Source organism: Roseateles sp. T103, assembly GCF_057219915.1.
Map to the genome: position 1 here is coordinate 401,790 of NZ_JBXVVS010000004.1, position 18,784 is coordinate 420,573.

The following is an 18,784-nucleotide window of genomic DNA, read 5'->3' on the forward strand; positions in this document are numbered from 1 at the left end:
CATTCCCCCTTAGCGAACGTCACCATGCCCAAGCTCCACAACCACTCGCGCCGTCCCCTGCTGCTGGCCGCCCTGCTGGCCAGTTCGCTGCTTGTCAGCGCCTGCGCGCCCATCGTCGTCGGCGGCGCAATGGTGGGTAGCGCCCTGATGGTTACCGACCGGCGCACCTCGGGCACGCAGGTCGAGGATCAAGGTATCGAGCTCAAGGCCGCGAGCCGCCTGCGCGAGCGCTTCGGCAACCGCATCCACGTCAATGTGAACAGCTACAACCGGACCGTGCTGCTCACCGGCGAGGTGCCCGGCGAGGCCGAACGTGCCGAGGTCGAGCGCATCGTGGCCCAGGTGGAGAACGTCAACAAGGTGCTCAACGAGCTGATGGTGGGCTTCAACAGCTCGCTGACCAGCCGGTCCAACGACGTGGCACTGTCCAGCAAGATCAAGCTCACGCTGATCGATGCACGGGATCTGATTTCCAACGCCTTCTACGTGGTGGTCGAGCGTGGAGAGGTCTTCATCATGGGCCGCGTCACCGAGCGCGAGGCCAGGCGCGCCACGGAGCTGATCCGCGGCATCGCCGGCGTCAAGAAGGTGGTGCGCGCCTTCGAGCTGATCAGCGAGGAAGAGCTGGCGCGCATCACGCCCAAGCCTGTCCCGCAAGACGGCCAGGGCAGGTGAGCCGCCTGGGCTACTTCAGCCGCTTGATCAGGCTGGAGGTGTCCCAGCGACCGCCGCCCATGCCCTGCACGTCGGCGTAGAACTGGTCGACCAGCGCGGTCACCGGCAGCTTGGCGCCGTTGCGGCGCGCCTCGTCCAGCACCAGACCGAGGTCCTTGCGCATCCAGTCCACCGCGAAGCCGAAGTTGAACTGGTCGTCGACCATGGTCTTGCCACGGTTGTCCATCTGCCAGCTCTGCGCGGCACCCTTGCCGATCACATCCAGCACCAGCTTCATGTCCAGGCCGGCGCGCTGTCCGAAGGAAATCGCCTCGGACAGGCCCTGCACCAGGCCGGCGATGCAGATCTGGTTGACCATCTTGGCCAGCTGTCCGGCACCCGGCTCGCCGACCAGGGTCACCGCCTTGGCCATGGCCATCGCCACCGGCTTGATGGCCTCGAACACCGGAGCCTCGCCGCCGCACATCACGGTCAGTGCGCCGTTGACCGCGCCGGCCTGACCACCGGAGACCGGCGCGTCGATGAAGTGCTGACCGCGCTTGAGCGCCTCGGCGTGGAGCTCGCGCGCCACCTCGGCCGATGCCGTGGTGTGATCGACGAACACGGCACCGGGCTTCATGCCGGCGAACGCGCCGGCCTCACCGAGCACGACCGAGCGCAGATCGTCGTCGTTGCCGACACAGGCAAACACGATGTCCGCGCCTTGCGCCGCCGCTGCCGGCGTGGCGGCGCTGGCGCCGCCGTACTCGGCCGCCCAGGCCTCGGCCTTGGCCGCAGTGCGGTTGTAGACCGTCACCTGATGCCCGGCGCGCGCCAGATGGCCGGCCATCGGGTAGCCCATCACGCCCAGGCCCAGAAAGGCCACCTTGCGGGGGGAAATGGGCTCGTAGCTGCGGGTGGCGCTTGAAGTCATGATGCTCGTCGTTCCTGGTCAAACAATCGTCAGATGCTCGGTGCCCGAGGACAGGTCGCCGCTGCGTGCGCGCTGGCTGTTGAGCTTGATCTGCAGACGCAGGTCGTTGACCGAGTCGGCGTTGCGCAGCGCATCCTCGTAGTTGATCTTGCCCATCTCGTAGAGGTCGAAGAGCGCCTGGTCGAAGGTCTGCATGCCCTGCTCGCGCGAGCGTTTCATCACTTCCTTGATCTCGCCGACCTCGCCCTTGAAGATCAGGTCCGAGATCAGCGGCGTGTTCAGCAGGATCTCCACCGCGGCGATGCGGCCCTTGCCCTCCTGGCGCGGCAGCAGGCGCTGCGAGACCAGCGCACGCAGGTTGAGCGACAGGTCCATCAGCAGCTGGCTGCGCCGTTCTTCGGGGAAGAAGTTGATGATGCGATCCAGCGCCTGGTTGGCGCTGTTGGCGTGCAGCGTGGCCATGCACAGGTGGCCGGTCTCGGCGAAGGCCACCGCGTGTTCCATCGTTTCGCGGTCGCGGATCTCGCCCATCAGGATCACGTCGGGCGCCTGGCGCAGCGTGTTCTTCAGCGCGTTCTCCCAGCCGTCGGTGTCGATGCCGATCTCGCGCTGCGTGACGATGCAGTTCTTGTGCGGATGCACGAACTCGATCGGGTCCTCGACCGTGATGATGTGGCCGTAGGTCTGCTCATTGCGGTGGTCGATCATCGCGGCCAGCGAGGTGCTCTTGCCCGAGCCGGTGGCGCCCACCACGATGACCAAGCCTCGCTTGGTCAGCACCACGTCCTTGAGTATGGGCGGCAGGTCCAGCGACTCGATGGTCGGCAGCGTCGCCGGGATCGTGCGCAGCACCATGCCCACCTGGCCCTGCTGCAGAAAGGCATTGGCGCGAAAGCGCCCGATGCCCGCCGGCGAGATCGCGAAGTTGCACTCCTTGGTGCGCTCGAACTCGGCCGCCTGCTTGTCGTTCATCACCGAACGCGCCAGCTGCAAGGTGTGATTGCCGGTCAGCGGCTGCGGCGAGACCTTGGTGACCTTGCCATCCACCTTGATCGCCGGCGGAAAGTCCGCGGTCAGGAACAGGTCCGAGCCCCGCCGCGACACCATCAGGCGCAGCAGATCGTTGATGAATTTCGAGGCCTGGTCGCGTTCCATGGTCGATCCTGCTGGTGAATTTCGCGGGGATTTCTGCCGTCACTCACATGGCTGACGCCATATGAGTGCCGTCAAATTTCCCTGGCTAGCCTGGGAAATTTTCCGGAAACTTCGCCTTCGCCCGCGCCTCGGCCGGCGAGATGATGTTGCGGCGGACCAAGTCGGTGAGGTTCTGGTCCAGCGTCTGCATGCCCTGGCTGTTGCCGGTCTGGATGGCGGAGTACATCTGCGCCACCTTGTTCTCGCGGATCAGGTTGCGGATCGCCGAGGTGCCCAGCATGATCTCGTGCGCCGCCACGCGGCCCGAGCCATCCTTGAGCTTGCACAGGCTCTGCGAGATCACCGCCACCAGCGATTCCGACACCATCGCGCGCACCATCTCCTTTTCGGCCGCCGGGAACACGTCGACGATACGGTCCACGGTCTTGGCCGCGCTGGAGGTGTGCAGCGTGCCGAACACCAGGTGGCCTGTCTCGGCCGCGGTCAGCGCCAGACGGATGGTTTCGAGGTCGCGCATTTCGCCGACCAGCACCGCGTCCGGGTCCTCGCGCAGCGCCGAGCGCAAGGCGTTGGAGAACGACAGCGTGTGCGGCCCGACCTCGCGCTGGTTGACCAAACACTTCTTGGACTCGTGCACGAACTCGATCGGGTCCTCGATGGTCAGGATGTGGCCGTACTCGTTCTCGTTGAGATGGTTGATCATGCCGGCCAGCGTGGTCGACTTGCCCGAACCGGTTGGGCCGGTCACCAGCACCAGGCCGCGCGGCTTCAGCGCGAGCTCGGCGAAGACCTTGGGCGCGTTGAGCTGCTCCAGCGAGAGGATCTTCGACGGAATCGTGCGGAACACCGCGCCCGAGCCACGGTTCTGGTTGAACGCGTTGACGCGAAAACGCGCCAGGCCCTGGATCTCGAAGGAGAAGTCGACTTCCAGCGTCTCCTCGTAGATCTTGCGCTGGCTGTCGTTCATGATGTCGTACACCATGTCGTGCACCTGGCGGTGATCCAGGGCTTCGACATTGATGCGGCGCACGTCGCCATGCACACGGATCATCGGCGGCAGGCCGGCGGAAAGGTGCAGGTCAGAGGCCTTGTTCTTGACCGAGAATGCCAGCAGTTGAGTGATGTCCATGTCGTAGGCGAAGTGGCTTGGGCCATTATGACGATCTCCGCGAACTTACAACAAGTCCACCGACGCATTGACGCAGCCTGCCGGGCGGCTGGCCGGCCCGTACAAAGCGTCACGCTGCTCAATGTGAGCAAGACGTTTCCTAGCGACGCGGTGCGCGCCGCCCATGCCGCCGGCGAGCGCCGCTTCGGCGAGAACTATGTGCAGGAAGCGCTGGACAAGATCGAGGCGCTGGCTGACCTGCGCAAGGACATCGAGTGGCACCTGATCGGTCCGCTGCAGAGCAACAAGACGCGCCAGGTCGCCGAAGCCTTCGACTGGGTGCACAGCGTCGATCGACTGAAGATCGCGCAGCGCCTGTCGGAGCAGCGCCCCGCCGGACTGCCGCCGCTGCAGGTCTGCCTGCAGGTCAACATCAGCAATGAGCCCAGCAAGAGCGGCGTCGCGCCGGCCGACGTGCCGGCGCTGGCGCGCGAGGTCGCGGCGCTGCCGCGCCTGAATCTCCGCGGCCTGATGGCCATCCCGGAGCCGGCAGCTGACATCCAGGCACAGCGCGTGCCGCACCGCGCGCTGGCGGCGCTGCTCGCCGAGATCAACACGCAGCAACAGGACTTGCAGCTCGATACCTTGTCGATGGGCATGAGCGCCGATCTGGAAGCCGCGATCGCCGAAGGCGCCACCATCGTGCGCGTCGGCTCGGCCATCTTCGGTGCCCGCGAGTACCGCGCCGAGGCCTGAGCCGATGTACCGCCATCTGCTGGTTGCGCTGTTCGGCGCTGCACTGACACTGGCTGCGGCGACGGCAGCACCACGCGTCGAGGACAGCCTCGCGCAGCGCGCGCTGGCCTGCACGCTCTGCCATGGCCAGGACGGCCGCGCCGCCGCCGATGGCTATTACCCGCGCCTGGCCGGCAAGCCCCAGGGCTACCTGCATCAGCAGCTGCTCGCCTTCCGCGATGGCCGACGCCAGTACGGGCCGATGAGCGAGCTGATCGCCCCGCTGTCCGACGCCTATCTGCATGAGCTGGCCGGCTACTTCGCGGCACTGGACCTGCCCTATGCGCCGCCGCAGCCGACCCGGCTGCCGCAAGCCGAGCTGGCCCGCGCACAGGCGCTGCTGTTCAAGGGCGACCCGGCGCGCAAGCTGCCGGCCTGTGCAGCCTGCCACGGCCAGACCCTGGCCGGTGCGAACCCCTTCATCCCCGGGCTGCTGGGCCTGCCGCGCGACTATCTGAACGGCCAGCTCGGTGCCTGGCGCAGCGGCCAGCGCCGCGCTGCCGAACCCGACTGCATGGCGCAGATCGTGCGACAGCTGCAGCCCGCCGAGATCAACGCGATCTCGCATTGGCTGGCCGCCCAGCCAGTGCCGCCCGGCTACAAGCCTGCCGCCCGCATGCCGACGGAGCTGCCGCTCAAATGCGCAGGTCTGCAGTGAAGCGCGCGATACGCTGGATCGGTGCCGGCCTCGCGCTCGCACTGGCCGCTGCGGCGGCGCTATGGATGCTCAAGGCGCTGGACGACGACGGCCCCCGGCCTTCCAAGGACGCCGGCGCAGTGCAGATCACGCCGGCGCTGATCGAGCGCGGCGCCTATCTGGCGCGCGCCGGCAACTGCCAGGGCTGCCACACCGAGCGCGGGGGCCCGCCCTATGCCGGCGGCCGCGCCATCCCCACGCCTTTCGGCGAGGTCTACGCGAGCAACCTCACGCCCGACGCCGAGCATGGCCTGGGCCGCTGGAGCGCGGACGACTTCTGGCGCGCGATGCACCAGGGCCGCAGCCGCGACGGCCGCCTGCTCAGTCCGGCCTTCCCGTACACCAACTACACGCTGGTCACACGCGACGACAGCGACGCGCTGTGGGCCTATCTGCAGAGCCTGCAGCCGGTCGCGCAAGCCAACCGGCCGAGTGCGCTGCGCTTCCCCTATGGCACGCAGCCAGCGCTGGCGGTGTGGCGACTGCTGTACTTTCGGCCGGGCGAGTTCAGGCCCGACCCGACGCAAGACATGGCCTGGAATCGCGGCGCCTATCTCGTGCAAGGCCTGGGTCACTGCAGTGCCTGCCACGCACCGCGCAATGCGTTGGGCGCCACACCGGGCCAGCAGGACTTCGGCGGCGGCATGCTGCGCGGTCTGGGCTGGTATGCGCCCTCGCTGCACGATCCGGCCGAGGCGGGCGTGCAGCATTGGCAGGCGGCGGAACTGCGCCAATGGCTGAAGACCGGCCGCATCGAGCATGCCGCGGCGCTGGGCCCGATGGGTGAGGTGGTGCTGGGCAGCACCCAGCACCTCAGCGACGCCGACCTGGACGCGATGGGCCGCTATCTGCAGGCCCTGCCGCTGCGCACGGCACCACGCACAGCGGCCAAGCCGCCCGATCCGCAACTGCTCGAACTGGGTGCGCGGCTGTACGGCAAGCACTGCGCCGACTGCCATGGCGAGCAGGGTCAGGGCGTGCCGGGCATCTATCCGGCCCTGGCCGGCAACCGCAGCGTCGCCATGGCGGATGGCAGCAACCTGCTGCGCGTCCTGTTGCAGGGTGCCTTCGCCCCCGCGACGGCCGGCCATCCGCGCCCCTTCGGCATGCCGCCCTTCGGTGGCGAACTCGATCAGCGCGAACTCGCTGCGCTCGCCAGCTACCTGCGCAACAGCTGGGGCCATGCCGCCGGCGAGATCTCGCCGCTGGACGTCAACCGGCTCAGGTAGGCCGCGTATCGCAACCGCCGTCACGCTGCCGGCACGGCAGGCGAGGACGCGCAGCTGTTGCGTTTTCGACCCCCTCGAAAACCCTAGATCGGCCCCGCGAAGCGCGATGGTTTTCACGCGCGCCGCAGCGATGGCATGAGCCGACCCTCAAACCGGGGATGGATGCACCGATAGTCCGCATGCCGCAACGCCACGAGCGCGCGGCCTCGAAGACCAACAACCGTCCGAGGGACTCTCCCGATGAGTTTTCTTTCCAAGCTGCGCATCAGTCAGCGCCTGGCCCTGAGCTATACCTTGCTCGTCCTGCTCCTCGTGGCCATTGGCAGCTTCGGCGCCCACAACGCCAGCCGCCTCGCCCACGATCTCGACTCCACCGCGAACACCAGCCTTGTGCGCATCGCCTCGGCCAACGCGCTGGAAAGCCAGGTGCACACCATCGCCCGCGCCGCCCGCGACCTGATCCTGCTCGACGAGGCGCGCCAGATCAAGCGCCAGAACGCCGCCATCGACACGGCACTCGCCGAGACCGAAAAACAGCTGCGCGAGCTCGAGTCCAGCGTCAGCGAAGCCGCTGACAAGGAGCTGGTCGGCCAGGTCCGCGAATCCGAGCTCAAGTTCATCGACGCTGTGGCCAAGTTCCGCAAGGTGGCCGAAGCCGGCAATCCCGATGACTCGCGCGAGAGCCTGATTCGCGACCTGCGCCCCGCCCAGCAGGCATATCAGGAAAAGATCAAGACTCTGGTGGACCGCCAGTTCGAAGCAGCACGCTCACTGGCGGCGTCAGGTGGCGATCTTGCGCGCAGCTCGGTGCTGATCACCTTCGTGCTCGTTGTCGCCGCAGTGGCCATCGGCGCCGGCGGCGGCATCACCATCGCCCGCTCCATCGTGCTGCCGGCCCGCAAGGCGCAGCAGGCGGCGCAGGCCATCGCCGCCGGCGACCTGACGCAGAAGATCGAGGCCGACGGCCACGACGAGCTGAGCCAGATGCTCAAGGCCATGCGCGAGATGCAGCATGCGCTGTCCGGCGTGGTGCGTAGCGTCAGCGATGCGGCCAGCGAAGTGGCACAGAGTTCCAAGGTGATCGCCGGCGGCAACCAGGACCTCTCGGACCGCACCGCGCGATCCGCCGCCAGCCTGCAGAACACCGCAGCCTCGGTGGAGCAGATCGCCTCCAACCTGACCGGCGCCAGCGAGCTCACCCGCAAGGCCGCCAGCATCGCCGGCAAGGCGCGCCAGTCTGCGTCGACCGGCGGCAGCGTGGTCGGCGAGGTGGTCAACACCATGCAGGCGATCAGCGACAGCTCGCGCAAGATCGGCGACATCATCGGCGTGATCGACGGCATCGCCTTCCAGACCAACATCCTCGCGCTGAATGCCGCCGTCGAAGCCGCGCGTGCCGGCGAGCAGGGCCGCGGTTTCGCAGTGGTCGCCGGCGAGGTGCGCGCGCTGGCCCAGCGCTCGGCCCAGGCGGCGCGCGAGATCAAGCAGCTGATCCAGGAGTCGGCCGCCAAGGTCGATGCCGGCACCCAGCTGGTGGCCAATGCCGGCGCGACGATCCGCTCGGTCGTCGACGAGGTCAACAACATGGGTCAGCTGATCGAGGAGATCTCGCACTCGGCCCAGGAGCAGGCCAGCGGTGTCGGCGTGGTCAACAACGCGATGACCGAGCTGGACCGCACGACGCAGCAGAACACCACGCTGGTCGACGAGCTGAACCGCTCCACCGACGAGCTGGCGCAGAGCTCCACCCGACTGCTCGAGGCGGTGAGCTTCTTCCGCGCCGCACCCGCCAGCCACTGATTTCAATGGGCGCCAACGAAGCGCCAGTCACAACCCTTCACGAAAGGTCCGTCATGAAAACCATCCGCTCCATCGCCACTTCGCGTGCCGCACTGCGCCTGGCTGCCGCCTGCGCGCTCGGCCTGGCCCTGGGTGCCGCCCAGGCCGCCACGCCCAAGGTCATCAAGAAGGTTCCGCCCGAGTTCCCGCGCGAGGCCGTCCAGCAATCGGTGGACAGCGGCGTGGTCAAGGCCAAGCTCAGCATCGAGCCCGATGGCAAGGTCAGCGATGTGTCCATCGTCGAAGCGCAGCCGCGGCGCATCTTCGACCGTGCCGTGCAACGCGCGCTGATGGAATGGCGCTTCGAGCCCAGCGGCGAAAAGCAGACGCATGAGGTGCGCCTGGTGTTCAGCAACGCCGACTGACCGCACCCGCGAGCCGGCCCGCCGGTCTGTCGAGCCCGGCGTCCCGACGCCCGAGGGGCCGTCCCGCAAGGGGCGGCCCCTTGTTCGTTCGACGCCCCCTGCGGCCCGCAGGGCGGCGAGGCAGGCACTACACTTCGGACCATCATGCCGTCCCTGCACCGCCGTCTGCTGGCCTGCTTCAGAGCCCTGGTCTGGGCTCTCTGCCTGGCCGTGCCGCTGCAGGCAGCGGCGGTGGCGGCACGCAGCGGCCTGCAGCTGTCGGCACCCCTGCCCACCAGCGACAGCAGCCTGCATGTCGCCGCGGCGGCCCATGCTGCCGATCCCGACGCGGCCACCAGTGCCGCTACGGCCAACACACAGTCGGTTGGGCAGCCCCCCTGCCATGGCGACGGTGACATCGGCAGCGCCGAGGCGCCTGCCCCGGCCTCCCCCCACGCACAGCACAAGTGCAGCAGCAGCTGCGCGGCCTGCTGCATCGCCACAGCCTTGCCCAGTGCCACGGCGCCGCTGCCGCAGCCGCGCGGCGGCGACGTGCTCGCCAGCACGCCCTGCTGGGCGACGCTGAGCTGCGGCAGCACACGCCTCGAACGCCCGCCCAGGGCCTGAGCCTGCGCCTCCCGCACTGAGGCGACCCCACGGGTCGCCCGCCGCATCGCTTCCGCGTGTTCCTCGCCCGCCCTGCCCGTCGGCAGGAGGAGACCCCAGCATGTCTGCCCTGATCCACAAGACCCTGGTCGGCCTGGCCGTCGCTGCTGCCGCCTGCGGCAGCAGCACTGCCGCGCCCGACCGTTCCACCCTGCCAGCTGCGGCCGACCCGCAGGCCCGTGTCGCGCCGCTGAGCTACCGACCCGCGCTCGCGAGCTACCAGGCCTGGCCCGCTGACCCGGCGCCCGTGACTGACTGGCGCGCCGCCAACCGCCGCGTGCACGAAGCCGGCGGCTGGCGCGCCTACCTGCGCGAAGCCCAGTCCGCGACGCCCTCCGCCGCACCGGCCTCGGCCCCTGCTACCCGCGATGCCGCCGCGCATCGCCACTGAATGGAGGCCTCGCCCATGTCCAGACTTCCACTCCCGCGCCGGCACATCCGCCTGCTGCCGCTGCTGGCCAGCCTGGCGCTGACCGGCTGTGCGAGCCTCAGCCCCGATGCGGGCTTTGCGCCGCTGCAGGACCAGACCCGCCAGCGGCTCGGCCATGAACTGGCCTGGCCCCGCGACGACGCGCAGCGCGCGCAGGCCGAGCAGCGCGTCGCTGCCCTGCTTGCGCAGCCGCTGTCGGCTGACGCAGCGGTGCAGATCGCCCTGCTCAACCATCGCGGCCTGCGTGCCGCGCTCTTCGACCTGGCCGTGCTCGATGCCGAACGCGTGCAGGCCGGCCGCCTGCCCAACCCGGGCTTCAGCATCGGCCGCATGGCCAAGGGCGACGAGCGCGAGATCGAGCGCAGCCTGCACTTCGACCTGGCCCGGCTGCTGGCCCTGCCTGCCGCCGCCGAGGTGGCGCAGCGCCGCCTGGCGCAGACCCGCCAGGAGCTGGCACTGCAGGTGCTGAGCAACGCCGCGCAGGCGCGCCAGCGCCAGATCGAGGCGGTCGCCGCCGAAGAGCAGCTGCGCCAGGCCCGTCGCGTGATGGCCGCCGCCGAAGCCGGCGCCGAGCTGGCGCGACGCCTGGCCGACGTCGGCAATATCAGCCGGCTGCAGCAGGCGCGCGAGCACGCCTTGTACGCCGACGCCGCGCTGGCCGTGGCACGCGCGCAGGCGGATGCGGCGGGTGCGCGCGAAGCGCTGATCCGCGCGCTGGGCCTGTGGGGCGCGCAGCTCGAGCAGCTGAAGCTGCCCGAGCGCCTGCCCGACCTGCCGGCGCAGCCGCGCGATCTGCCCGAAGTCGAACGGCAGGCCATCGCGCAGCGGCTGGACGTGCACTCGGCGCGTCAGGCCGCGGAGCTGCGCGCTGCCGAGCTGGGGCTGACGCGCCGCACCCGTTTCATCAACGTGCTGGAGCTGGGCCTGGCGCGCAACAGCAGCAACGAGGCGCCGACGCAGCGCGGTCTCGAGCTGAGCCTGGAGCTGCCGCTGTTCGATTGGGGCGAGGCGCGCAATGCCCGCGCCGAGGCGCTGTATCTGCAGGCGCTGGAGCGCACCGCCGACGTGGCGATCAACGCGCGCTCGGAAGCCCGCGAGGCCTACCAGCGCTACCGCGGCGCCTGGGAGATCGCACAGCACCACGCGCGCCAGATCGTGCCGCTGCGCCAGCGCATCGCCGACGAAAACCTGCTGCGCTACAACGGCATGCTGATCGGCACGCTGGAGCTGCTGGCCGATGCGCGCGGGCAGATTGCCAGCGTCGCCGCAGCGATCTCGGCCAAGCGCGACTTCCTGCTCGCCGAAGCCCAGCTGGACCAGGCACTGCTCGGCCCCGCCGGCCCGGTGCGCGCCGCCGGCGCCACCCCCATGACCAGCCCCGCCGGTGCCGAGCCCGCGGGCGGACACTGATTCTGCAAGGTAGCACGACGATGATTTCCAGACGACAACTCTTCGCCGGCGCCGCGGCCGTCGGCGCGGTCAGCGCCGCCAGCGTCTCGCGCGCGGCGCTGGCTGCCATCCCCGAGGCAGTGCAGCAGACCAGCCCCGACACCGCGCCGCCGCTCGTCCCCGGCAGCGGCCGGCCCTACAACCCGGTGGTCACGCTCAATGGCTGGACCCTGCCCTGGCGCATGAAGGACGGGGTGAAGGAGTTCCACCTCGTCGCCGAGCCGGTGGTGCGCGAGATGGGCCCGGGCTTCAAGGCCCATCTGTGGGGCTACAACGGCCAGAGCCCCGGCCCGACCATCGAGGTGGTCGAGGGCGACCGCGTGCGCATCTACGTGACCAACCGCCTGCCCGAGCACACCAGCGTGCACTGGCACGGACAGCGTCTGCCCAACGGCATGGACGGCGTCTCCGGCCTCACCCAGCCGGCGATCAAGCCGGGCCAGACCTTCGTCTACGAGTTCGTCGCGCGGCGACCGGGCACCTTCATGTACCACCCGCATGCCGACGAGATGACGCAGATGGCCATGGGCATGATGGGCTTCTGGGTCACGCACCCGCGCACGCGCCATCCGCTGATCAGCGAGGTCCAGCGGGACTTCTGCTTCCTGCTGTCGGCCTACGACATCGACCCCGGCAGCTACACGCCGCGCATCATGACGATGACGGACTTCAACCTCTGGACCTGGAACAGCCGCATCTTTCCGGCCATCGATTCGCTCAATGTGCGCCTGGGCGACCGGGTGCGCATACGCGTCGGCAATCTGACGATGACCAACCACCCCATCCATCTGCACGGCCACGAGTTCGAGGTCACCGGCACCGATGGCGGTCCGGTGCCCAAGAGTGCGCGCTGGCCCGAGGTCACCGCCGACATCGCCGTGGGCCAGATGCGCCAGCTCGAGTTCATCGCCGACGAACTGGGCGACTGGGCCATCCATTGCCACAAGAGCCACCACACGATGAACGCGATGGGCCACAAGCTGGAGACGCTGATCGGCGTGGACCACACCGGCCTGGCCAGGAAGATCACCGAGATCGTGCCCGACTACATGGTGATGGGCGAGCGCGGCATGGCCGACATGGCCGAGATGGAGATGCCGCTGCCCGAGAACACCGCGCCGATGATGACGGGCAGCGGCCCCTACGGCAGCCTGGAGATGGGCGGCATGTTCAGCGTGCTCAAGGTGCGCCGCGACCAGAAGCCCGGCGACTACAGCGACCCCGGCTGGTTCGCGCCGCAGGCGCCCAAGGGCAGCGTGGCGGCGCCGGCGGCGACGCCGCCTGCGCCAGCACCGGCTGCGCCCAAGCCGGCTATGCACCATCCGGACATGCACGCGCCGCATCGGGGCAGCGCCAAGCGCGGCGCCACCGAGGTGAGGGTGCGCAAGCCCCACAGCCATGGAGGGCACTGAGATGACTCCTCATCAGCACCGACTGCAACGCCGACTCGCCCTGCTGGCCCTGCTGACCTTGGCGGGTGGCGCGCGGGCGCATGGCAGCAAGCCCCATGCCGGCGCAGCCGCGCCGCAGCACAAGGAGCAACAGGCCTTCGGCATCGCCGGCGATCGCGCCAAGGTCTCCCGCAGCATCGACATCGCGATGAGCGACGACATGCGCTTCAGCCCTGCGCAGCTGCGCGTGCGCGAGGGCGAGACCGTGCGCCTGCGCCTGCGCAACCGCGGCGCGGTGATGCACGAGCTGGTGATCGGCACCCGCGAGGAACTGGACAAGCATGCCGAGTTGATGCGCCGCTTTCCCGACATGGAGCACGAGGAAGCCCATATGAGCCACGTGCCGCCCGGCCAGCGCGGCGAGATCGTCTGGCATTTCAATCGGCCCGGAGAATTCGAGTTCGCCTGCCTGATCCCGGGGCACTACGAGGCCGGCATGCGTGGCGTCATCACCGTCACGCCAAGGAGTACCCGCACATGAAACACACAACACATCAGCGCTGCCGGCTCTCGCGCCGGCGCCTGCTGGCCGGCGCCGTGGCGCTGGCCGCCCTGCCCGGCGCCGGACGCGCGCAGGCGCCCTCGCCGATCGCTGCCGAAGTCTGGAAGAGCCCGACCTGCGGCTGCTGCAAGGACTGGATCACCTACATCGAAGCGCAGGGGCAGTTCAAGGCCATCGTGCGCGACGTCGGCAACACGCAGGCCCGCGCACGTCTGGGCATCCCGCTGAAGCTGGGCAGCTGCCATACCGCCAAGATCGGGCCTTACGCAATCGAGGGCCATGTGCCCGTGCGCGAGATCCTGCGCCTGCTCAAGGAGCGCCCGGATGCGATCGGCCTGGCCGTGCCCGGCATGCCCATCGGCTCGCCGGGCATGGACGGTCCGGAGTACGGCGGTCAGCGCGACGCCTACGAGGTGCTGCTGGTGCTGCGTGACGGCAGCACGCGCACCTACGCCCGCTATGCCTGAGCCCTGGCTCAGCCCTTCGTCCACTTCCACCCGAGATGACAAGCATGCCCAAGCAAGCCCTGAACCTCAGCCGCCTCGCCACCGCTCTGCTGATTGCCGCTGCGGCCGGCAGCCTGCCCCTTTCCGCTGCCGCTCAGGCGGGTGCCGGGGGCCACGATGCCCACCATGCCGCGCCGGCAAGCCAGTCCGGCGACTGGGTCGATGCTGAAGTGCGGCGGGTCGACCCCGCCGGCAAGAAGCTCACCCTCAAGCATGGCGAGATCAAGCATCTGGACATGCCGCCGATGACCATGGTCTTCGGCCTGGCCGATGGCGCAGTGACGCCCGAGCTGCTGGCCGCGCTGAAGCCTGGCGACAAGGTGAAGGTGCAGGTGGCCGGCAAGGACGGCAGGACCGTCGTCACCGCGCTGAAGCGCTGAAGCCGCTGGCCTCGGGCCGCCGGCCCGTTCAGGCCTGGATGTCCAGCAGCGCGCCGGTGGTGTTGAGCTGCGTCTCCAGCACGCGCAGGTTGGCGACGTAGCTGTAGTAGGTCGCGCGCTGCTCGACCATTTCCTTCTCCAGCGAGACACCCGGTTGGCTGGCCGTGCTGCGGCTGACCTGCACGCCGGCCTCGTTGGGCAGGCTGGCCAGTTCGACCTGCTCGCGCCGGTAGCCCGGCGTGGAGACGTTCGCCACGTTGTGCGACGACGCGCGCAGCCTTTCCTGCGCCGCGGCGACGCCGGACAGTGCGGTGGACAGGCTGATGGACATGGCGTTCGGGACGGTGGTCAGACGGGCCGGAGCCCGGAATTGGACGGAATCTACCGGTCATATCGACCGATGCGCGCCGGACTTTAGAAAAGAATGCGAAATCCCTGCCAAATTCACGCGCGCCGGCCGGGGCTGGGACAATCGGGGCCGGGTCGCCGGCTCTGCCGGCGGCCACAACGCCCACAGATCGTGAATTCCGTCACGAAAACACTCGCTCACCGCAGCCGATGACCCCGACGCCCAAGCCGCTCGCCCCCACCGTCCAATGGTTCCCGGGGCACATGAACTCAACGCGCAACGCGATCCGCGAGCGCATGAAGGCGGGGCTGGATGTGGTGATCGAGCTGCTCGACGCCCGCCTGCCCGGCTCCAGCCGCAACCCGCTGCTGGCCCAGCTCACCGAGGGCAAGCCCTCGCTGAAGCTGCTCAACAAGCAGGACCTGGCCGACCCGGCCCGTACCGAAGCCTGGCTGGCCTATTACAACGCCCAGCCCGAGACCCGCGCGATCCCGCTGGACGCCAGCATCAAGGCGCCGGCCAAGGCGCTGATGAGCGAGTGCCGGCTGCTCGCGCCCAACCGCGGCGGCATGGCCAAGCCGCTGCGCGTGCTGATCTGCGGCATCCCCAATGTGGGCAAGTCCACGCTGATCAACACCTTGATGGGCAAGCGCGCCGCCAAGACCGGCGACGAGCCCGGCATCACCAAGGTCGAGCAGAAGCTGGTGCTGGAGGACGACTTCTACCTGTTCGACACGCCGGGCATGCTGTGGCCCAAGATCACCGTGCCGCAGAGCGGCTTCAACCTCGCCGCCAGCGGTGCAGTGGGTCGCAACGCCTTCGTCGAGGAAGAGGTGGCGGTGGAGTTGCTGGCCTATCTGCGCCAGCACTACGCGGCGGAACTGGTGGCGCGCTACAAGCTGGAGATCTCGCCCGAGCTCAGCGACGAGGAACTGCTCGAGCAACTGGGCCGCAAGCGCGGCGCCGTGCTCAGCGGCGGCCGCGTCAATCTGCAGAAGGCCGCCGAGATCCTGATGTACGAATTCCGCGCCGGCACGCTGGGCCGCATCACGCTGGAGACGCCCGAGGAGTTCGCCGCCTGGGTGACCAGCGCCGAGATCGCCGAAGCCGAGGCCAAGGCGGCGGCCGAGGCGCGCAAGGCCGCGCGCAAGGCCGGCCGCAGGTTCTGAGCGCCCGGGGGGCGCCGCTCAGCCTGGCTGGCTCGTCCCGGGGCGGCGGATCAGCATTACCACCAGCGTCACCACCGTCAGCGGCAGCACGAAGCCCATCATCACGCCGGAGAACGCCGGCAGCGCGTCATGCTGCTGCGCGGCCAGGATCAGGTAGGTGACGTAGGCGGCGTAGTAGCCGAGGAACACGCCGCCCTCCCAGCGCGCGATCTCGCGCCCGGTCATGAACACCGGCAGACAGGCCAGCGCCACCGCCAGCATCACCCAGATGTCGAAGGCCAGCAGCGAAGGCGCCACCGCCAGGCCCAGATCGCCCGACACCAGGCCCGAGAGCCCCAGGCAGCCCAGGATGTTGAAGGTATTGCTGCCGACCACATTGCCCACCGCGATGTCGCGCTCGCCCTTGATCGCCGCGGCGATGCTGGTCGCCACCTCCGGCATGCTGGTGCCGGCGGCCACGATGGTCAGGCCGATGACCAGATCGCTGACACCCAGCGCCTTCGCGAAGTGCACCGCCGCCTGGACCAGCAGCTCCGAGCCGAACACCAGTGCCGCCAGGCCCGCGACGATCAGGCCGATCTGCGCCACCCAGTGGCTGTCCCATGAGCCCGCGGCGGCGGGCTGGAACTCCTCGGCATACTCGTCCTTGGCTGCCTGCGTCTCGCGGCGCGACTGCAGCACCAGGAAGGCCGTGTAGGCGATCAGCAGCCCGAACAGCAGGCCGCCGTCCAGCATCGACAGGCTGCCGTCCAGGCCCAGGGCCAGCAGCAGCAGGCTGGCACCCAGCATGATCGGCACCTCCTGGCGGATCAGCTGGATGTTCACCACCAGCGGCGTGATCAGCGCGCTCAGGCCGAGGATGAACAACACGTTGAAGATGTTGCTGCCCACCACATTGCCGATGGCGATGTCAGTCCTGCCATCGAGCACAGCGCCCACGCTCACTGCGACTTCGGGCGCGCTGGTACCGAGGGCGACGATCGTCAGCCCCACCACCAGCGGGCTGATGCCGAAGGACAGCGCGAGCTTGGACGCACCACGCACCAGCGAGCTGGCCCCAAGCACCAGCAGACCCAGCCCAGCGATGAAGAACAAGAGATTCATGAGCGCTCACCCTGAAATGCGGAAAACAGCTGCCGACGAAAGGAGCCACAGGGGCGCAGTGTGCATCAGCGCTGGCGGCACGATCGTAGCGAGACGCGCTCAGGCACCCTGACGCAAGGCCGCGCGGAGCCTGCCGGCACCGTTGGCGCCGTTGCGGCGCCACCAGGCGATGGCAGCGTGCAGCGCAACGCCCATCACCAGCAGCAGCGCCGCGACCAGACCCCAGACCAGCCAGGCGGCAACGGTCAGCACGCCGGAGACGGACGGCAGCACCTGCACCAGCCAGTCGACGACAGGCCCCAAGGTCGCCAGCACCGCTGGGCCAAGCTCCACCAGCTCGGGCGGCACCCAGGGCACGAGCCAGTCGGGCAGGCGCAGCGCGGCGGCGCCGGCCGACGCATCCGGCAAGGCCCCGGCGTTCGAGAGGGCCCAGCTCGCCAGCGCGTGGGCAGCCCAGACCAGCGCCGACCACAGCGCCAGCAGCACGAGCACAAGAAACCAGTTGAGGAGGTAGATCACGAGCCTGCTCCGTTCGGCAATGGGACAGCGGCGAGTGTGGCGATACGGATGCATCGAGTAAACCAGATTGTCTCGTCGCTAAGATTCGGCTTTTCCGAAACGGTGCCGCGATGCTGAACTACCGCCATCTCTACTACTTCTGGGTCGTCACCAAGGAGGGCGGCTTCGCGCGCGCTGCCGAGCGGCTGGACATGGCGGTGCAGACCATCAGCGCCCAGGTGCGCGAGCTGGAGCGCTCGCTGGGCCACCAGCTGCTCAAGCCGGCCGGTCGCGGCGTCGCGCTGACCGAGGCCGGGCAGGCGGCACTGGTGCGCGCCGAGGAGATCTTCCAGCTCGGCCAGTGCATCCCGGACGAGGTGCGCGCCGCCGCCAGCGGCAAGGTCTCGCGCCTGGCGGTCGGCCTGTCCGACGGCATCTCCAAGCTCGCTGCCCACGCGCTGCTCGAGCCGGTGCTGGCCACACCCAATCTGCGCCTGGTCTGCCACGAAGGGGAATTCGAACAGCTGCTCGCCGAGCTGGCGCTGCACCATCTCGACGTGGTGCTGGCCGGCCAGGCCGCGCCGCGCAACCCGAACCTGCGCCTGAGCAGCGACCGCCTCGTCGAATCACCGATCGAGTGGTACGGCCCGGCCAGCCTGGTGGGCCGCAGCGAGCGCGAGCGCTTCCCGATGTCCTTGAACGAGCTGCCGGTGCTGCTGCCCACCGGTCACTCGGCCTTGCGCGTCACGCTCGAGCGCTGGTTCGAGGCGCACAAGCTGCAGCCTCGCATCGTCGGCGAATTCGAGGACAGCGCCCTGCTGGCGGTGTTCGCCGCGCGCGGGCTGGGCGTGTTTCCTCTCAGCCGCCTGGGCGCCGGCGATGTCGGACTGATGCGCGGACTGCGCCTGCTAGGCCGCAGCGACGAGGTCAAGGAGGAAATCCATGCCGTTCGCTCGCGCCGCGGCCAGCACCACCCGCTGGTGCAGCAGATCCTCGCATCGGCGGGTGCGCTCAAGAACGATTGAGCCGGACGACAGCAGTCAGACCTGCTGAAGCTCGCGCGGCAGCGCGTGCAGCGGAAGCACCAGCTCCTCGCACCGCCAGTGCCGGCGCGCCAGAGACAGCAGCATGGACTCGGCATCCGCCAGGTACTGGTCTGCCTCTGCGGCAGCGCCGGCCAGGCACAGCACCTTGTGCTGCAGCACCGGGTCGTCGACCTCGGCCATCAAGGCGGCCAGCGTGGACTCATCGACGCTGCACATCATCGACGCACTGCCGTAGGAGCCCATCAGCAGATCCTCGCAGAGCACATGCATGACCTGCGCGAATCCGCCGGGCGCCAGGCCGAGCTCCCGATCGATATGCAGGTCCTGCAGCGCCTCCAGCTCGGCGCGGCTGACATGGCCATCGGAAACCAGCACCAGCGCGACGATGCGCGCGGCGGCCTGGGGGCTGTTCCTGGGGTAGTTGCGCATGACGGGTCTCCTCTTCAGACAAGCGATCGGTTCAAGGGGGACAGAGGCTG

At 69.1% G+C, this 18,784-nt stretch carries 22 protein-coding genes; 15 read left to right on the plus strand and 7 right to left on the minus strand.

Annotation, left to right across the window (positions count from 1 at the left end; translation table 11 throughout):
* Nucleotides 1-24 precede the first annotated feature (24 nt).
* A complete protein-coding gene (locus AC2EBS_RS14350) occupies nt 25-675 on the plus strand; it encodes a BON domain-containing protein (protein WP_484729099.1) in 651 nt (216 codons plus the stop codon).
* 10 nt (nt 676-685) lie between these two features.
* On the opposite strand, the gene AC2EBS_RS14355 is transcribed toward AC2EBS_RS14350, so the two are convergent.
* The 3 genes from AC2EBS_RS14355 to AC2EBS_RS14365 form a co-directional block, all read right to left on the minus strand.
* Nucleotides 686-1,588, minus strand: coding sequence for an NAD(P)-dependent oxidoreductase (locus AC2EBS_RS14355; protein ID WP_484729100.1), 903 nt, complete (start codon nt 1,586-1,588; stop codon nt 686-688).
* An 18-nt stretch (nt 1,589-1,606) separates the two neighbouring features.
* Entirely contained in the window at nt 1,607-2,743 is a 1,137-nt protein-coding gene (locus tag AC2EBS_RS14360) for a PilT/PilU family type 4a pilus ATPase (RefSeq protein WP_484729101.1), read from the minus strand.
* An 85-nt stretch (nt 2,744-2,828) separates the two neighbouring features.
* Nucleotides 2,829-3,872 (minus strand): type IV pilus twitching motility protein PilT, encoded by a 1,044-nt coding sequence (locus AC2EBS_RS14365; protein WP_484729102.1) that lies wholly within the window; start codon nt 3,870-3,872, stop codon nt 2,829-2,831.
* A gap of 27 nt (nt 3,873-3,899) precedes the next feature.
* Here AC2EBS_RS14365 and AC2EBS_RS14370 point away from each other — a divergent pair, with 27 nt between their 5' ends.
* The 12 genes from AC2EBS_RS14370 (at nt 3,900) to AC2EBS_RS14425 (ending at nt 14,139) form a co-directional block, all read left to right on the plus strand.
* Nucleotides 3,900-4,607: a YggS family pyridoxal phosphate-dependent enzyme gene (locus AC2EBS_RS14370; RefSeq protein WP_484729103.1), complete on the plus strand. Its 708-nt coding sequence runs from the start codon at nt 3,900-3,902 to the stop codon at nt 4,605-4,607.
* Between the two features lie 4 nt (nt 4,608-4,611).
* Nucleotides 4,612-5,304 (plus strand): c-type cytochrome, encoded by a 693-nt coding sequence (locus tag AC2EBS_RS14375; RefSeq protein WP_484729104.1) that lies wholly within the window; start codon nt 4,612-4,614, stop codon nt 5,302-5,304.
* Complete coding sequence (locus AC2EBS_RS14380) at nt 5,286-6,572, plus strand: c-type cytochrome (protein ID WP_484729105.1); 1,287 nt, start codon at nt 5,286-5,288, stop codon at nt 6,570-6,572. Before AC2EBS_RS14375 ends, AC2EBS_RS14380 begins: the two co-directional genes overlap by 19 nt.
* A gap of 240 nt (nt 6,573-6,812) precedes the next feature.
* Nucleotides 6,813-8,372 (plus strand): methyl-accepting chemotaxis protein, encoded by a 1,560-nt coding sequence (locus AC2EBS_RS14385; protein WP_484729106.1) that lies wholly within the window; start codon nt 6,813-6,815, stop codon nt 8,370-8,372.
* Nucleotides 8,373-8,425: 53 nt separating this feature from the next.
* Nucleotides 8,426-8,776: an energy transducer TonB gene (locus tag AC2EBS_RS14390; protein ID WP_484729107.1), complete on the plus strand. Its 351-nt coding sequence runs from the start codon at nt 8,426-8,428 to the stop codon at nt 8,774-8,776.
* A 144-nt stretch (nt 8,777-8,920) separates the two neighbouring features.
* Nucleotides 8,921-9,382, plus strand: coding sequence for a hypothetical protein (locus AC2EBS_RS14395; protein ID WP_484729108.1), 462 nt, complete (start codon nt 8,921-8,923; stop codon nt 9,380-9,382).
* Nucleotides 9,383-9,482: 100 nt separating this feature from the next.
* The gene (locus tag AC2EBS_RS14400; RefSeq protein ID WP_484729109.1) at nt 9,483-9,812 is read left to right on the plus strand and encodes a hypothetical protein; all 330 of its coding nucleotides are present in this window, start codon (nt 9,483-9,485) and stop codon (nt 9,810-9,812) included.
* Nucleotides 9,813-9,827: 15 nt separating this feature from the next.
* Complete coding sequence (locus AC2EBS_RS14405; RefSeq protein ID WP_484729110.1) at nt 9,828-11,261, plus strand: TolC family protein; 1,434 nt, start codon at nt 9,828-9,830, stop codon at nt 11,259-11,261.
* Between the two features lie 20 nt (nt 11,262-11,281).
* Complete coding sequence (locus AC2EBS_RS14410) at nt 11,282-12,712, plus strand: multicopper oxidase family protein (protein ID WP_484729111.1); 1,431 nt, start codon at nt 11,282-11,284, stop codon at nt 12,710-12,712.
* Nucleotide 12,713: 1 nt separating this feature from the next.
* Nucleotides 12,714-13,232 (plus strand): cupredoxin domain-containing protein, encoded by a 519-nt coding sequence (locus AC2EBS_RS14415; protein ID WP_484729112.1) that lies wholly within the window; start codon nt 12,714-12,716, stop codon nt 13,230-13,232.
* Nucleotides 13,229-13,720, plus strand: a complete 492-nt coding sequence (locus AC2EBS_RS14420; RefSeq protein ID WP_484729113.1) for a DUF411 domain-containing protein — start codon at nt 13,229-13,231, stop codon at nt 13,718-13,720. The genes AC2EBS_RS14415 and AC2EBS_RS14420 overlap by 4 nt, the downstream gene beginning before the upstream one ends.
* A gap of 44 nt (nt 13,721-13,764) precedes the next feature.
* A complete protein-coding gene (locus tag AC2EBS_RS14425) occupies nt 13,765-14,139 on the plus strand; it encodes a copper-binding protein (RefSeq protein WP_484729114.1) in 375 nt (124 codons plus the stop codon).
* Nucleotides 14,140-14,167: 28 nt separating this feature from the next.
* Here the strand turns inward: AC2EBS_RS14425 and AC2EBS_RS14430 are convergent, their stop codons facing one another.
* A complete protein-coding gene (locus AC2EBS_RS14430; RefSeq protein WP_484729115.1) occupies nt 14,168-14,470 on the minus strand; it encodes a flagellar basal body protein in 303 nt (100 codons plus the stop codon).
* Nucleotides 14,471-14,751: 281 nt separating this feature from the next.
* Here AC2EBS_RS14430 and ylqF point away from each other — a divergent pair, with 281 nt between their 5' ends.
* On the plus strand, nt 14,752-15,657 hold the full coding sequence (gene ylqF / locus AC2EBS_RS14435) for a ribosome biogenesis GTPase YlqF (protein WP_484729116.1): 906 nt from the start codon (nt 14,752-14,754) through the stop codon (nt 15,655-15,657).
* A gap of 18 nt (nt 15,658-15,675) precedes the next feature.
* Here ylqF and AC2EBS_RS14440 read toward each other — a convergent pair whose 3' ends face one another.
* Both AC2EBS_RS14440 and AC2EBS_RS14445 read right to left on the minus strand, forming a co-directional pair.
* Nucleotides 15,676-16,761, minus strand: coding sequence for a calcium/sodium antiporter (locus AC2EBS_RS14440; RefSeq protein ID WP_484729117.1), 1,086 nt, complete (start codon nt 16,759-16,761; stop codon nt 15,676-15,678).
* 99 nt (nt 16,762-16,860) lie between these two features.
* Nucleotides 16,861-17,280 carry a hypothetical protein gene (locus AC2EBS_RS14445; protein WP_484729118.1) on the minus strand — a complete coding sequence of 140 codons (420 nt, stop codon included), beginning with the start codon at nt 17,278-17,280 and terminating at the stop codon, nt 16,861-16,863.
* A gap of 110 nt (nt 17,281-17,390) precedes the next feature.
* Between AC2EBS_RS14445 and AC2EBS_RS14450 the strand changes: the two genes are divergently transcribed.
* Complete coding sequence (locus AC2EBS_RS14450; RefSeq protein ID WP_484729119.1) at nt 17,391-18,284, plus strand: LysR family transcriptional regulator; 894 nt, start codon at nt 17,391-17,393, stop codon at nt 18,282-18,284.
* Between the two features lie 15 nt (nt 18,285-18,299).
* Here AC2EBS_RS14450 and AC2EBS_RS14455 read toward each other — a convergent pair whose 3' ends face one another.
* Nucleotides 18,300-18,734 (minus strand): TerB family tellurite resistance protein, encoded by a 435-nt coding sequence (locus AC2EBS_RS14455; protein WP_484729120.1) that lies wholly within the window; start codon nt 18,732-18,734, stop codon nt 18,300-18,302.
* Nucleotides 18,735-18,784 lie beyond the last annotated feature (50 nt).